Origin of the sequence: Nocardia sp. NPDC058666 (genome assembly GCF_042714895.1) — a bacterium.
Taxonomy (GTDB): Bacteria; Actinomycetota; Actinomycetes; order Mycobacteriales; family Mycobacteriaceae; genus Nocardia.
On sequence record NZ_JBHXRY010000004.1, the window covers coordinates 65,568 to 80,534 of the forward strand.

Annotated in this window: 8 protein-coding genes; 5 read left to right on the forward strand and 3 right to left on the reverse strand. The window is 69.1% G+C overall.

Annotated elements, in window-relative coordinates:
• Position 1 precedes the first annotated feature (1 nt).
• Together ACFWVD_RS11945 and ACFWVD_RS11950 are read left to right on the forward strand one after the other, a co-directional pair.
• The gene (locus tag ACFWVD_RS11945; RefSeq protein ID WP_379242468.1) at positions 2-1,009 is read left to right on the forward strand and encodes an ATP-binding protein; all 1,008 of its coding nucleotides are present in this window, start codon (positions 2-4) and stop codon (positions 1,007-1,009) included.
• A 73-nt stretch (positions 1,010-1,082) separates the two neighbouring features.
• Entirely contained in the window at positions 1,083-2,972 is a 1,890-nt protein-coding gene (locus ACFWVD_RS11950) for a DUF4153 domain-containing protein (protein ID WP_379242048.1), read from the forward strand.
• Between the two features lie 36 nt (positions 2,973-3,008).
• Here the strand turns inward: ACFWVD_RS11950 and ACFWVD_RS11955 are convergent, their stop codons facing one another.
• From ACFWVD_RS11955 to recC, 3 genes are all read right to left on the reverse strand, one after another.
• A complete protein-coding gene (locus tag ACFWVD_RS11955) occupies positions 3,009-5,087 on the reverse strand; it encodes an AAA family ATPase (RefSeq protein ID WP_379242049.1) in 2,079 nt (692 codons plus the stop codon).
• Positions 5,088-5,220: 133 nt separating this feature from the next.
• A complete protein-coding gene (locus ACFWVD_RS11960) occupies positions 5,221-8,583 on the reverse strand; it encodes a UvrD-helicase domain-containing protein (protein ID WP_379242050.1) in 3,363 nt (1,120 codons plus the stop codon).
• Positions 8,580-11,975, reverse strand: a complete 3,396-nt coding sequence (gene recC / locus ACFWVD_RS11965; protein ID WP_379242051.1) for an exodeoxyribonuclease V subunit gamma — start codon at positions 11,973-11,975, stop codon at positions 8,580-8,582. Before recC ends, ACFWVD_RS11960 begins: the two co-directional genes overlap by 4 nt.
• A 201-nt stretch (positions 11,976-12,176) precedes the next feature.
• Between recC and ACFWVD_RS11970 the strand changes: the two genes are divergently transcribed.
• From ACFWVD_RS11970 to ACFWVD_RS11980, 3 genes are all read left to right on the forward strand, one after another.
• Positions 12,177-12,371, forward strand: a complete 195-nt coding sequence (locus ACFWVD_RS11970; RefSeq protein ID WP_379242052.1) for a hypothetical protein — start codon at positions 12,177-12,179, stop codon at positions 12,369-12,371.
• Positions 12,372-12,555: 184 nt separating this feature from the next.
• Positions 12,556-13,350 carry a tat pathway signal sequence gene (locus ACFWVD_RS11975; protein ID WP_379242053.1) on the forward strand — a complete coding sequence of 265 codons (795 nt, stop codon included), beginning with the start codon at positions 12,556-12,558 and terminating at the stop codon, positions 13,348-13,350.
• A gap of 126 nt (positions 13,351-13,476) precedes the next feature.
• Positions 13,477-14,901 carry an NAD(P)/FAD-dependent oxidoreductase gene (locus tag ACFWVD_RS11980; protein ID WP_379242054.1) on the forward strand — a complete coding sequence of 475 codons (1,425 nt, stop codon included), beginning with the start codon at positions 13,477-13,479 and terminating at the stop codon, positions 14,899-14,901.
• Positions 14,902-14,967 lie beyond the last annotated feature (66 nt).

Sequence of the window (14,967 nt, forward strand, 5' to 3'; positions counted from 1 at the left end):
GCTGGACCGGATCGCCGATGTGCTGCCGCGGCCGCTGGACCGATTGCGGTCGATCAAGCTCAAGCTGGCGGTGTTGATGTTGTGCTCGGGTGGGGTGGCGTTCGGGTACTTCCGGGTGAAGATCGGGTGGTTGCCGCCGCTGACCACCATGGCCGCGTTCGGGATCGCGTTGATCACCTCACAGTTCCTCGCGCACGGAATCACCCGGCCACTGCGCGAGATGACCTCGGCTGCACGGCGAATGGCGCACGGCGACTACAGCTTTCGGGTACGTGCTACCTCGCAGGACGAAGTCGGTCAGCTCGCTGTCGCGTTCAACCAGATGGCCGCTGATCTGGCCGCGGCGGATCGGCAGCGGCGCGATCTCATCGCCAATGTGTCGCATGAGCTGCGCACGCCGGTGACGGCGTTGCGGGCGGTGCTCGAGAATTTGGTGGACGGGGTGAGCGAACCCGATCCGGCGACCTTGCGGACCGCGCTGGCGCAGACCGAGCGGCTCGGGTTGCTGGTGTCGGAGCTGTTGGATCTGTCCAGCATCGAAGCGGGGGTTTTCACACTGGATCGCGAAACTTTGCCGGTGGCAACGCTGTTGGCCGATGTGATCGCGGAGGCGGAGGTGATGACGGCGGCGCTGGGGCGTGGGGTGCGATTCACGACCTCGATCGAGCCTGCCGATGCGACGGTGTTCGCGGACCGGGCTCGGTTGCATCAGGTGCTGTTCAATCTGCTCGACAATGCTGCTCGGCACGGGCCCTCCGGGGGCGAAGTGCTTGTGGCGGTGTGCGATTCGGCGGAGGGGACTGTGCTCGAGATTGTGGATGACGGGCCCGGTATTCCAGAAGCTGAGCGCGCCACTGTGTTCGACCGTTTCACTCGTGGGGGGCGCACTGATGGCGGGGGGACGGGGCTCGGGCTCGCCATTGCTCGGTGGGTGATCGATTTGCACGGGGGCACCATCGCTGTCGCCGATCCCGGTTCGCGTATTCGCGTCGTCCTGCCCAGGGACTGACTTTTCGTTTTCAGACCACTTTCCCGGCGCTTCGGTTCCGGGATGGTTTCGCATACCTATCGGAGGAAGAACTATGTCTGAGAAGTCGAATTCCGAGTCACCTACGCCCGACCGGGAGGATGGGTTGAGCGCCGCGAGTGATGGTCGAAGCACGGAGAGTGACGGCCCGCGCACCGCGGGTGATGACCAGATCGGCGCGGGCGACGGCCGGCCTGGTGACAAGTCCGCGGTGGTGTCTGCCGGTGGCGATGTCGCCGTCAGTAGGTCGGCCGAAACGGCTGCCTCGGCCGGATCCGATGCGAAGGCGACAGCGGTGCTGACCAAGGAGCCCGCCGCGGGCACATCAGCCGCGGCGTCCAGCTCGGATGCGTCGGTTCCCGTCGCGGCCTTGCTTGCCGCGAGTCGCACAGCAGACCAGACCGATGCCGCCGCCTCGCGAACCGGGGCACGGCCCGGAGTACCTGCGATGCCGCCGCCGATACCGCCGGTCCCGAAACGTTGGCAGTGCGTAGCGCGGCCGCCTGGCGTGCTTCCGGCTGCTGCCTTGGCGGGAATCGTTGGGGCGACGGTGATTCCGGTGGATCGGCCCGGCATCGGCTGGCTTATCGCCGGCGGGGGCATCACCGGCGCGCTGTGCCTGGTCGACTACCGTGCGCGGTCTCGCGGCGTCGACGAGGTGACCCCGGCTTCTTCCGAGAAGGCTTCCGAGTCCGAACCGGTTGCGGTGGTGGCCGATTCGACATCTCCCTCACCGACGCTTCGCGATCGACTCTGGTGGGCGCCGGCTGCGCTGGCGTTGCTCGGCGTCGGGACGTTTCGGGCGGCGGGGTGGTTGTTCGTGCTGTGTGTAATCGCGGCGTGTGTGGCGGGGTCGTTGGCGGTGTTGGGGCGGCGCAGTGTGCGGGGGATCGCGCATGACATGTTCGCGGTGCCGTTGGCGACGTTCGGGGCGGTGCCGTGGGCGTTTTCGGGGTTGCGGGAGGCGCGGCCGGTGCAGCCGTCGACGGTGCGCAAGCACGGGGTTTCGGTGGCGGCGACGGCGGCACTGCTGGTGGTATTCGTGCCGCTGCTCGGTGGGGCCGACGCGACGTTCGCGGGGCTGTTGAATGGGCTGGTGCCCACCGTGGACGCGGCGGCGGCCTGGCAATGGCTTCTGTTGTTCGGTGTGGTGGGGATCGGGGCCTTGGGTGCGCTGTACGTGCTCGCCGGACCGCCTTCGCGCGCAACGGATTCGGGGCGGCCGGTGCGGTTGTGGTCGCGCAGTGAGTGGATGTTGCCGGTGGGCGCGTTGACCGTGCTGTTCGCGGTGTTCCTCGGGGCCCAGTTCGTGGCGTTGTTCGGTGGCGACGATTACGTGCAGCGCACGGCGGGTCTGACCTATGCGGAGTACGCGCGCAGCGGGTTCTGGCAGTTGTCGGCGGTCAGCATTCTGACACTGGCCGTGATCCTGGCTGTGCTGCATTGGTCGACGCAGGACACCGCTGCCGACCGCACCTCGTTGCGCGTCATGCTCGGCGCGGTGAGTGTGTTGGCGCTGGTCATCGTGTGCTCCGCGCTGGGCCGCATGTGGACTTACCAGCAGGCCTACGGGTTCACCGTGCTGCGCCTGCTGGTGACGATGTGCGAGCTGTGGGTGGGCGTGGTCTATGTTCTCGTGCTGATCGCGATCGCCCGGCTGCGGTGGAGTTGGGTGCCGCGCGCGGCGGTCGGTACCGCACTGGGCACTCTGCTCGCGCTGGCGGTGTTGAATCCGGAATACCTTGTCGCCGAACGCAATATCGACCGGTGGGAAACCAGCACGCGCCTCGATACCGACTACCTGGGGCGCCTCTCCCCCGATATCCTGCCCGCACTGGGTCCACTGCCGGAGAACCTGCGCAGAGAAATCGAAACGCCGATCCTGCACGACCTCGAACCCGACCCGTGGTGGGCGTGGAACCTGTCCCGCAGCTCCGCCCGATAGTCCTGGCGCGCAGCCACTTCGGTGGCTGCGTTCCGGTTATGCCTGTGGCGCAACGGTTCTGGACAGGCCGCTGGCTCGCAGGACGCGGCGGTCGATGGCGGCGCGGATGGAGTCTTCGGTGCCGATGATGCGGACGTGGGTGCGGGCTCGGGTGATGGCGGTGTAGAGCAGTTCTCGGGTGAGCAGGGTGGATTCGGGTTCGGGTAGGACCACCGAAACCGTGTCGTACTGGCTGCCCTGGCTGCGGTGGATGGTCATCGCGAAAACGGTGACCACGGCGGGGAATTGGGTGGGGTGGACCAGGTAGGGCTCGCTGCCGCGTTGCAGGGCCGCGCGCAGGGAGCCGTCGGGGCGGCGGATGATGACGCCGGTGTCGCCGTTGTAGATGCGGGCTTCGTGGTCGTTGGCGGTGACCAGCAGGGGCTGACCGGGGTACCAAGTCGATTGGGGCCCTTCGGGTCCCGCACCACCGGCGGCCGCCCACTCCGCGGCCATCCGGTCCCACCGTTCGACGCCGAAGGGGCCCTGGCGGTGCGCGCACAGCAGGCGGTGCGATTCCAGTGCGGTCAGTGCGCCGATGGCGTCACCGGCCTCGGCGGCGGCCGTGACGGCGAGGGCGGCGGTGGTCACGTCCGACCGGACGGCGCGGATCTCGTCGGGAGCGCACAGCGACACGTCGTCGCCGCCCGCGCGCAGGATGGTCAGTGCCGCGTCGGCATCACCCGCGCGGACCGCGACGGCGAGGTCTGCGATGTGCCCGCCGAACCTTCTGCCCCTGGTCAAGCGGACGATTCCGCCCTGTAGACGGCGCTGTTCGAGCGCGGACAGTTCGAGTGCGTGGCCGGTGCCAACGCTGGGTACGTCGCCCGAGACTCCGGCAGCACCGGTATCCGCGGCACTCTCAGTAGCACCGCCATCCCCTGACACTCGCGACTCGCCGTGCTCACCCTCCACCGCGCCGTCATCCCCCGACACTCGGGGATTGCCGTGCTCGCCTGCCACCGCGGGATCTGTTCTGGCTGGTGACGGGGACGGTCCATCGAGGTCGAGTACTTCGCGCAGGGCCGGGTTGGGGGTGCCGGTGACCGGGCCTGCGACCAGGTCGGCCAGTACCGCGCCCGCGTCGACCGAGGCGAGTTGGTCGGGGTCGCCGACCAGGACGAGGCGGGTGTCGGGGCGCAGGGCGGAGAACAGGTGGCTCATCATCGTCAGCGACACCATCGAGGTCTCGTCGACCACGACCACGTCGTAGGGCAGCCGGTTGTGTTCGTGGTGGCGGAAGCGGGTGGTGCGGCCGCGTTGCCAGCCCAGCAGGCGGTGCAGGGTCGAGGCGGTGAGTTCGGGCAGGCCGAGGGTGGCGGCTTGTTCGCGGACCGCTTCCTGCAGGCGGGCGGCGGCTTTGCCGGTGGGGGCGGCCAGGGCGATGCGCAGGGCGGGCAGTTTCGGGGTGGCGGTGCGGTGGGCGGTGAGCAGGGCCAGGATGCGGGCGATGGTGTGGGTTTTGCCGGTGCCGGGCCCGCCTGCCACGACGGTGGTCCAGTGGGTGGCGGCCAGCGCTGCGGCCAGGTGTTGCCGGTCGGGGCCGTCTCCCAGGGGGTCGGCGAACAGGCGATCCAGTTGTGCGCGAACGAGTTCGGTGTCGATGACGGGGTGGTCGGTGCTGCGTTCGGTGAGTACTCGCCGCAGGGTCTGTTCCTGCTGGTAGTACCGGTCCAGGTACAGCAGCGCACCACCCTGCGCATCAGCTTCCACGATCCGCAGGGGCCGCAACGGACCGGCCTGTCCGCCGCAGATCAGCGGGCTGCGTCGCAGGGCCGTGAGCACGCGATCGACATCGGGCCACGGCAGGGTCGCCGGGTCGATTCCCGTTGCGCTGTCCCGGGTTTCGTCGGCGTCGATGCCGATCTCCCGCATCCGGGACAGTTCCAGGCACACCGATCCCGAGCGCACCGCGCGCACGGCCAGCGCCGCCACCAACAGCACGTCCTCGTTGTCCTCGCGCCCCATCCGACCGAGGCGCACCGCGACATGCACGTCCGCGGCCGACAGCACGCCCGCTTCGTTGAACACCCGCAGCAGCCCGGTCCCCCGCTGCGCCACCTGAATAGACGTCACGATCGGCGCTCCAGAACTGCAGGGCAACCACATTCGCAGCGAAGGCGATCGACGCGAGCAACGCCCTTCCCTGTCCGTACTGGTGAGTTCTGACCGCGCGCATGTCCGCCCGCTGATCGCCGAGTTCGAGACATCATCGCCCTCCCGCGAGCAGATCAGACAGTGCGACAACGAGTTCCGCAGAAGGGTGCCAGTCGAAAACGCCATATCCCGGCGGCGTGGACTCCCCGATCATGCCGCGCACGAATAGGTACCTGGCACCCCCCAGGTTCCGGGCCGGGTCGTAACCGGGCAGCCGCCACCGCAGATATCGGTGCAGCGCAACGGCATACAGCAGCGCCTGCAGCGGATAGTGCGATCGGATCATCTCCGCGACCATGTGTTCGCGACGGTAATGCTCGACGGTGAGATCGCCGGTGCCCAGACGGTTGGTCTTGTAGTCGACGATCAGATAGCGGTGCGTGCCCGCCTCGCCCGGCACCCGGAGAACGGCGTCGATACTGCCGGTGAGATACCCGCGCAGCACCGTATCGGGCAGTGCGGCAACATGATCGGGGTAGTCGGCGAGGTCGTCGTCGACGGGCAGGTGGGTGCGCAGCAGCGCGGCGATGGCGTGCATTCCCGCCGACCGCGGACCGGGCGTGTCACCACCGCCCAGTGGCAGTTCGAATTCCAGCTCGTTGAGCCGGTCGCGGGTGGGGATTGCCGCCAGCGAACCGAAATCCGCCGGCGTGCGCATGACTTCGAGCAGGGCGGTCGACAACAGGTCGACGTCGAGCTCGGCCATCGTGTGCTCGACCGCCTCGACACACCGCGCGCGAACCTCGGCGGCGAGGTCGGGCACCGAGGTGTCGACCGTTTCCAGGACACTGTGCACCAGCGTGCCGAACTCGGCGCCGTAGGGCAGGGCGTTCATCAACGAAGGCGCGGCGCTGCTGTGCACGAGGGCGTCCAAGGGCGCTTCGGCGGGCTCGTCGTCGGGACCGGGGCCGTCCTCGGGTTCCGCCGCGCTCACTCCGGGGGCGTCGTGGGCGCCCGCGGTCAGCGCCGAGTAGGAGGTGCGCCGCCACTGTTGGTCGAGCGCGCGCGTGAACCCGGCGGCCGCCAATTCACCGGTGGGCAGTTCGGTGCGCACGCGGCGCGGTGCGACATCCTCGGGCCGATCGACCATCGTCACCGAGATCACGTCGGAGGCGGGCGCAGCCCATTCGGTAATCCGTTGCCCCGCAGCAGCATCGGCGGGGATGTCCGCCCGTCGCGGCACCTGCGCGGAACCTGGCCGTCGACCCAGGATCATCCGGTGCAGCGGTGCCGCCCCCGTGGTCACCGCGGGCGCCCACCACACCACGGCCTGACACATCGCCCTGGTCAACGCCACATACAGCAGCCGCAGCTCCTCCCCCGATTCCTCTGCCTCACACCGCAATTGGCGCTCGGAGTAGCCGGGCGCTTCCTTGCCGCCGATGTCGAGCACGCGGGTGCCGTTGTCGTCGTGGAACAGCAGGGTCGCCGGATACGGGTTCTTGGCGCTGTCCCACGTGAAAGGCAGGTAGACGATAGGGAATTCGAGACCCTTGCTGGCGTGCACAGTGGCGATCTGCACGGCCGCCGCGTCGCGGTCGAGCCGGCGACTGCGACCGCTGACGCTGCCCGCCTCCGGTTCGCGTACGCGATCGGCGAGCCAGCGGGTGAGCGCGGTCAGCCCCAAACCCTCTGCGAGCGCGACCTCGTCGAGCAGCTGCGCGATATGGCGCAGGTCGGTGAGTTCGCGTTCGCCGTTGTCCACCGCGAGCAGGCGCGGCGCGAGATCGGTTTCGGTGGCGAGCTTGTCGAACACCGCCGCGAAACCCGCGCGGGCGAACAGTCGGGCCGCGTCGCGCAACTGGGTGGACACCCGCCCCACGAGATCCGCACCGCCGGAGTCGATTTCGGCGGCGGTCACGCCGAGGATCGGGGTGCAGGCCGCGAGCCGAACCCGGTCGCCGCGGTGCGGCTGTTCCAGTGCCCGCAACACCCACAGCCAGTCCGTGGCCGCGACGGTCGCGAACACGCTGGTGCCACCGGCCAGCACCGACGCGACCCCGACTCGATCCAAGGCCGCTCGCACCACATCGATTTGCGAACGCGTGCGCACCAGTACCGCGATGTCGCCGGGCCCGATCGGCCTGCGCACCCGCCCGTCGCCGACCTCGTGCAGCGAATGTTCGCCGCCGCGTACGGGTTTGGCGTCGATGGTGGTCCCGGATTCGAGCAGGGTGACGATATCGGCGGCCAGATCGTCGGCGACTTTGGCCCGCTGCCGACCCACCGACGGGAACCCCGACCGGTTGCGGGGACCGGCCCCGGTGCGCGGCAGCACCCGCAAACGCAGCGGAGTGATCATGTCCGGCTCGCCGTGCAATCGGGTCGCGGGACGGGTCGGCGCGACCGGGTACACGGTGATCTCGGGATGCCCCAATTCCGCACCGCCACAGAGGTGGTCGACCGCGCGCAGCAAACCGGCGTCGCTGCGCCAGTTGCGGGTGAGCTCGCTGCGACGATCTGCCAGGGCGACCGCGTCGAGGTAGCTGAGCACTTCGGCGCCGCGGAAGGCGTAGATGGCCTGTTTCGGGTCGCCGACCAGCACGAGGGTGGCGTGCTGGTGGAAGGCCAGGCGCAGGATGTCCCACTGCAGCGGGTCGGTGTCCTGGAACTCGTCGACCAGCGCCACCCGATACCGCTGCCGGATCCGGGCGCAGGCCCGCGGGCCGTGTTCGGGGTCGGCCAGCACGTCGTGCAGCAGGACCAGCAGATCGTCGAAATCGCGTAGTCCCGCACGGCGTTTGCGGCGTTCGGTCTCCGCGCGCACAGCGGTGGCGAAGGCGACGCGTTCGCCCGCGGCGCCGTCGGTGCGGGGTGCGAGGTCGGCGTGCCGGTCGTGGACCGCCGCCAGGGCGAGGGTGTGCGCGTCGCGCAGGGTGAACGGGGCGCGGTCGCGGGCGTAGCGGGCCAGGTACAGGTCGTCGGCGACGGTGGCGACGAGTTCGTCCACGGATTCGACCAGGCGGGCGCCGGGATCGTGTTCGCCGGCCAGGCCGAGTTCGTCGAGCATCCGCTGGCAGAAGGAGTGCGTGGTGGCGATGGTGCCCGCGTCGAAATCGGCCAGGGCAGTGAGCAATCGGTGCCTGCGCAGGCGCACGGTGGCGGGGTCGGTGTCGGCCATCGCGCGCACGAGTTCGTCCTCGTGGTGGCTTGCGGTGTCGGGTTCGGCGAGGGCGGCGGCCACGGTGACGAAGCGCTCCCTGGTGCGTTCGCGCAGCTCCTGGGTGGCGGCGCGGCTGAACGTGACCAGCAGCAGTTCGGTGATGGCGATGCCCGCCTCGGCGACATAGCGCACCGCCAGCCCGACGATGGCGTGCGTTTTGCCGGTGCCCGCGCTGGCTTCGAGCACGGTGGTGCCCTCGGGGAGCGGTCCGGCGGCGTCGAAGGCGGTCAGCGCCGAGATCGTGCCCGTCACGACTGCCCCTGACTTTCCGCGGCCAGCAGTGGCGCCCACCAGCGGCGCGCGAGACCGCCGAAGCGGGTGCTCTCCGGCTCGCCGGGTCGGCCGGGTTGTGTTGCGAGACTGTCGAATCGGGGTGTGCGACCCCAGACGTAGCGCAGGTAGCGGTCGGTGTTGTCGCCGTATTTGTCGTCGAAGGCGTGCTCGGCGGCGAGCAGGGCGTCGGCGACACTGTCACCGCGGAAGCGGCGCTCGGCATAGGCGGCGGTGGCCTCGTGCGCGCACGGCAGTGGTTCGCACAGTCCTTCGTCGCGCAAGCGGACCAGGTCACGCAGGATCGCCAGGGCGGCAGGCGCTTCCGGTGCGGTGATCACCGATCTGGCTACGGGCCTTCGGTATTGGCCGCGCCCGGTGCTGATCGCACGCCACGAACGGTCTTCGGTGGCGGCCAGTGCCAGCAGCGAAACCCAGGACGCGAGACGGTGTTTCGGGGCCAGACGGGAGTAGGTGGTGCGCACCAGCGTTTCGCCACGGACCTCGGGCACGGTGCCCGCGAGGGTGCGTCCGTTGCCGAGGTCGATCGCGATGTCGACCGCACGCGCCGGGGCTTGGTAGTCGGCTTGCGCGGTGCGAACGAGAGTGTCCACCGTGCCCTCCACTTCGTCGAGCACCTTCGCGCCGAAACCGAAGGGCGGCAACGTGCCTCGACGCCATTCGGCGGCGCGCAGACCGGCCGGGTCGGCGCCGGTGAGGCGGGCGGTCAGCATCCGCTCTCCGAGGTCCCATTTCGCCAGGCCGTCGAGTTCGATCGGGAGTTGATCGGCGATGTCCTCGGACTCTTCGGGCACGCGCAAGCCCAGTCGCTGCCACAGGAATGCGCGCACCGGGTGTTCGGCGAACGAGATCAGTTCCGCCAGTGCGACATCCGCGAGCGGGGCGGGTGGCAGCGGCTCGGCCAGCAGTGGCGAGCGCGGTCGTGACGGGCGGGCGGCGGCGCGCGCACCGGCCAGGGCGACGGTGTCGAAGCTGCGCGGTGTGTCGGGGGCGAAATTGCGGCGGTCGAAGGCCTGCAGGGGGTGGCGGACGTGAACGGAGCCCATCGCGGAGGAGCCCACGTGGGCGGCGAGCACGTCGAGCAGCTCCGCGACCGGGACGGCGGGCGGGCGGGCGGCGCCGGTGACCGGGTCGGCGCCGGTGTGCAGGACCAGCAGCTTGTCCCCGGCGGCCATGATCGCATCCAGGAGCAGCTGGCGGTCCTCGCTGCGGGCGTCGCGTTCGCCGATCAGCGGGTCGCGGGCCAGCAGGTCGTCGCCGTCGACACTGCCCGGGCGGGGGAACACGTCGTCGTCGAGACCGAGCAGCACCACCACGCGGTGCGGCACCGAACGCATCGGGACCAGCGTGCACACGGTGAGTTCGCCGGTGCGAAAGTTCGCCCGTCCCGGACCGCCGGCGAGGCGGCTGGTCAGCAGCACGGCCACGTCGGCCAGGCGCAGCGGCGTGGTGTCGGCGTGTTCGGTGGCGGCGACGATCTCCCGGCGTGCTTCGGTGCGGATCCAGGAGTGCGCGTCGGGCACGTCGGTGAGCAGGTCGACCGCGCGCAACAGCACCGCGGTCCATTCGGCGGCGGGGCGCGGACCGCGCAGGTCGCGCAGGCAGATCGCGAGCCGGTCGATGAACTCGGCGAACCGGCCGGCCAGGTCGACGTCGTTGGAGTCGACGTCGTCCAGGGGCAGCGCGAGATCGAGCCAGTCGTCGCCGGATTCGTCGGCGGTGACCCCGAGCAGGATCCGGTCCACGGCGGCGTTGAGGGTGTTCTGCGCGAAATCGGCGAGTCCGAACGCCTCGCGTTGCCGCTGCCCGATCCCCCACCGCGCGCCGGACTCCGCGGCCCATTCGCGCAGTCGTTCGATGTCGTCATCGTCGAAACCGCAACGGCGGCGCACGGTTTCGCTCGCCGCCAGGTCCAGCACCTGTGTCACCGTGACGCGTCCGTCCGCCAGTTCCAGGAGTTCGATCACCACCGCCAGCATCGGGTTGGTCACCGCGCGCCCACGATCGGCCAGGCGCACCCGCAGTTGGTGTGCGGGATGCTCGCCCTCCACCGGCAGGTCGATCCCGCTGCCGCGCTGGCCGAATGCCGCGCGCACCAGCGGCGCGAACGCCTCGACGTCGGGGCACATGATCAGCACGTCGCGCGGTTCGAGGGTCGGGTCCGCCGCGAAGGTCGTCAACAGCAGGTCCCGCAACACCTCCACCTGGCGTGCGGCTCCGTGACACGCGTGGACCTCGACGCTGCCATCCGGGATCGACCCGGATTCGGGTACACGGTTGTCTCGAATCGCGGATTGCACGGCACCGAGAAGCGAGCCTGGCTCGAGGTGATTCGACACGTGAGTATCGGTGTCCAGCAATGGTTTCAGACGAAGCTGCAGCTCCCGAACGTCTCGGGCCAGGCCGGAAAGCAAGGGGTGCGAAGTCGCCTCGGTCGAGTCGTCCGAGCCGCGCGACAGGACCCGGACGCGGAACGGATCGTCCGCCGCACCGACACCTGCGTGTTGATCGGCGTACGGACCCGGTGCGATGTCGCTCAGCGCACCCCACATCGCCGGGCTGGGGTGCGACATCCACAGGTGAACGTCACGGTGAGCGGCCAACGCAGCCAGCACGGCCAGCTGATCCGCGGGCAGGCGAGTCAGGCCGAACACCGACAGGCGTTCGGGCAGATCGATCGAATCCGGTTCGGCGCGCAAGTGTTCGCAGGCCGCCGCTAGCCGTTCCGCTGGACTCGGGGTGCCTACCGCGGTGCGCAGTGCCCGCCACAACGGCGGCTGCCAGGCGAGATCGTCGGGAACCGGGCCGCCCGCGCCGTCGGAGTCGACATCGGCGGTCCAGTCCAACAGGACCTGCGGGCGTTGCGCGGCATAGGAATCGAACAGGGCGGCGAGGTGCGCGGCGGTGGCATAACGCCTGCCGATGCGGTGCCCAGAACCGGGGAGTCCGAGGTGCCGGGCCAGGACCACCGCCCACGGTTGATCAGCAACCTCATCGATGACCCCCAGCAACGTCCACACCAGGCGCTGACCGGCCCATGGATCGTCGGCGGGAGCGATCGCACTCGCCCCGGCCAACACCTGCGCGACAAGCGCGGCGGGCGCCGGAAACGAAATATTCGCGGCAATCCCATCCCCGACCACGCGACTTCGACTACCAGCCCCATCGGCATCGAACGCACCCTGCACTCCCAGCACCCCCGACAACCGCTGCGCCAACCACCGCTCCACCCCTTTGGCCGGAACCGCCACCACCTCGGTCACGAACGGATCCCCCGGAACCTCCCCCAGCAAACGCCCCAACCCATCGGCCAGCACGTCGGCGCGTTCGGCGCGATGGAGGTGCAACGGCATCCGTTGTTTATACGCCCAGCGACCGACCCGCAATCGCGCGGCCCCGCCACCATCACTGAACCGGGTTAGTGAAATACGCCACACCGCAAGGTGTCCCGGCCGCGCCTGCACGGCCTCGCGGACCGACCATGGGATCGTTGCGGTTCGGGTGGGACAGTACGGCCGCGGGCGAAAGGCTGGTTTCGTTTCATGATCGCGCAGGTGCATGCCTTGGTTCCCGGTGACGGCTTCATCGTCCGCCGCGTAGGCACACGCTGGGAGTTGATCAATTCCCGGCGCTACGGCCCTGATCAGGTGCTGCATTCGTGGCCGCTGGACCGGCACGGCGAAGCGTTCGAACACTGCCATCGGCTCAACGGCTGCACCATCGCCACCCCGCACGCCGCGCATCACTGAACGCAATTGCCGTGCGCCACAACAGTGCTGTGACCGGGTCCTGTTTGCAGGGAATTAGTGCGCTCGAGCGTTCGGTGTGCGAGTGTGGTCCATCGTGCGTGACCGTTCTCCCTCCACCCGTGTTGTCTCTCGAGTCGCAGCAACTGCTTGCCTGCTCGCCGCCGCGGCCGTCCTCACTCCGGGCGTGCCCGTTCTCGTCGGTCCGGCCCATGCCGCGCCACCGGCGTTGACCCAGGCCGCCGTGCCCGGTTTCGACGCCGATCTCAGCGCCAGGATCGCGCGCGCCGACGCCTATCTCGCCGGTCGACCGGGCGTGGTGGGCTATGTGATCCGCGACCGTCAGACCGGTGGCCTGTACGCCAACGAGCACGCCGAGAACCAGGTGTGGACCGCGTCCACGATCAAACTGGCCATCGCCGCGGACCTGCTCAACCGGGCCAGGGTCGGTGCCATCGGGCTGGGCCCCGACGACCGGTTCAATATCGAGGCGATGCTGGCCACCTCCAACGACCACGCCGCCGACGTGCTGTGGCACAAGTTCATCGGCTTCGACCGAATGGCCTACAACAACGCGTTCCGCGCCTACGGCATGGTCAGCCTGATCCCGCAGCCGACCACCACCGCGCTGTTCCCGGACTGGTCGTTCCAGAAGTGCACCGCCGCGGACCTGGACCGGCTGATGAACACCATCCTCGACACCATGCACCCCGACGACCTGGGCTATCTGCTGAGCCGGATGCGTTCGGTGGACTCCAATCAGCACTGGGGCGTGTGGGGCGCGGGTTCGCGGATGCGTCCCGGCCTGAAGAACGGGTGGTCCGCCGAGGCCGACGGCTGGGTGGTCAACTCGGTGGGCGTGGCAGGCGACAACGAGCGCTACACCCTGGCGATCATGAACGCGCTGGGTGCCGCCGGTGGTTACACCGATGGCGCCGAGACCGACACCCGCGTTGCCGAGATTCTTCTTGCCGGTCGCTAGCTCGCGATTCCCGTATTGTCGACACCAAGATCGGTTTCTCGTAGCGACGTCGCGACCTGAGCCGACTACGGTTGAACCTGTCACCACCACCGCGGGGCCAGCCCCTGTCTGTCGAGGAGTGCGACGATGAGCAGTCAGTCTGTCGGGAACCGTCGGCACCATGTCGTGGTCATCGGTTCCGGGTTCGGCGGTTTGTTCGGTACCCGGCATCTGCGCAGAGCCGATGTCGACATCACCCTGATCTCCAAGACGTCGACCCACCTGTTCCAGCCGTTGCTCTACCAGGTGGCCACCGGCATCCTGTCCACCGGCGAGATCGCCCCGGCCACCCGCCTGGTGCTGCGCAAACAGAAGAACGCGCAGGTGCTGCTCGGCGACGTGATCGACGTGGACCTGGCCAACAAACAAGTCACCTCGCGACTGCTCAACCGCGACACCGTCACCGGCTACGACAGCCTGATCGTGGCCACCGGCGCGCAGCAGTCGTACTTCGGCAACGACCAGTTCGCCACCTACGCGCCGGGCATGAAGACCATCGACGACGCCCTGGAACTGCGCGCGCGCATCCTCGGCTCGTTCGAACAGGCCGAACTGGCCACCACGCAGGAAGAACGCGACCGGCTGATGACGTTCATCGTCGTGGGCGCGGGCCCCACCGGTGTCGAATTGGCCGGGCAGATCGCCGAATTGGCCGACCGCACCCTGGACGGCACCTTCCGCACCATCGACCCCCGCGACGCGCGAGTGATCCTGCTCGAAGGCGCGGGCGCGGTACTGGGCCCGATGGGTCCGAAGCTGGGCGCCAAGGCCGCCAAGCGGCTGGAGAAGATGGGCGTGGAGATCCAGCTCAACGCCATGGTCACCGATGTCGACGCGTTCGGCGTCATCGTCAAGGACGCCGACGGCACCACCCGCCGGATCGAAGCGGTGTGCAAGGTGTGGTCGGCCGGCGTGCAGGCCAGCCCGCTGGGCAAGATGATCGCCGAACGCTCCGACGGCACCGAGTGCGACCGGGCCGGGCGCGTGATCGTGCAGCCCGACCTCACCGTCAAGGGCCACCCGAACGTGTTCGTGGTCGGCGACCTCATGTCGGTGCCCGGCGTGCCCGGACAGGCTCAGGGCGCCATCCAGGGTGCCACCTACGCGGCCAAGGCCATCAAGGCCGAACTCAAGGGCCACACCCCCGAAGAACGCAAGCCGTTCAAGTACTTCAACAAGGGCTCGATGGCCACGATCTCGCGGTTCGACGCGGTCTGCCAGGTCGGCAAGCTCGAGTTCAGCGGGTTCCTGGCGTGGCTGGCATGGCTGGCGTTGCACCTGTATTACCTGGTCGGCTACCGCAACCGCATCGTCACCGTGATCGGCTGGTTCGTGTCGTTCCTCGGCCGCAACCGCGGTCAGATGGCGGCCACGGAGCAGTGGATCTTCGCGCGATTGGCGATCGAGGAGGTCAACGCCGATCAGGCCGAGGCCAAGGAACTCGCCGCCGACGTCGGCGCACCGCCCGCGCCCAAGGACAAACTCACCCAAGAGGCGCGCAAGTTCGGTTAGCACTTTCCGTCACGAAGGCCGGGTGGTTCCCTCGAACCATCCGGCCTTCGTCATTCCAGTTACCTT

Bases quoted from the DNA above. Each gene is read 5' to 3' on its own strand.
- ACFWVD_RS11950 (WP_379242048.1), top strand. From the start codon at position 1,083: ATGTCTGAGAAGTCGAATTCCGAGTCACCTACGCCCGACCGGGAGGAT.
- ACFWVD_RS11980 (WP_379242054.1), top strand. From the start codon at position 13,477: ATGAGCAGTCAGTCTGTCGGGAACCGTCGGCACCATGTCGTGGTCATC.
- recC (WP_379242051.1), bottom strand. From the start codon at position 11,975: ATGCCGTTGCACCTCCATCGCGCCGAACGCGCCGACGTGCTGGCCGAT.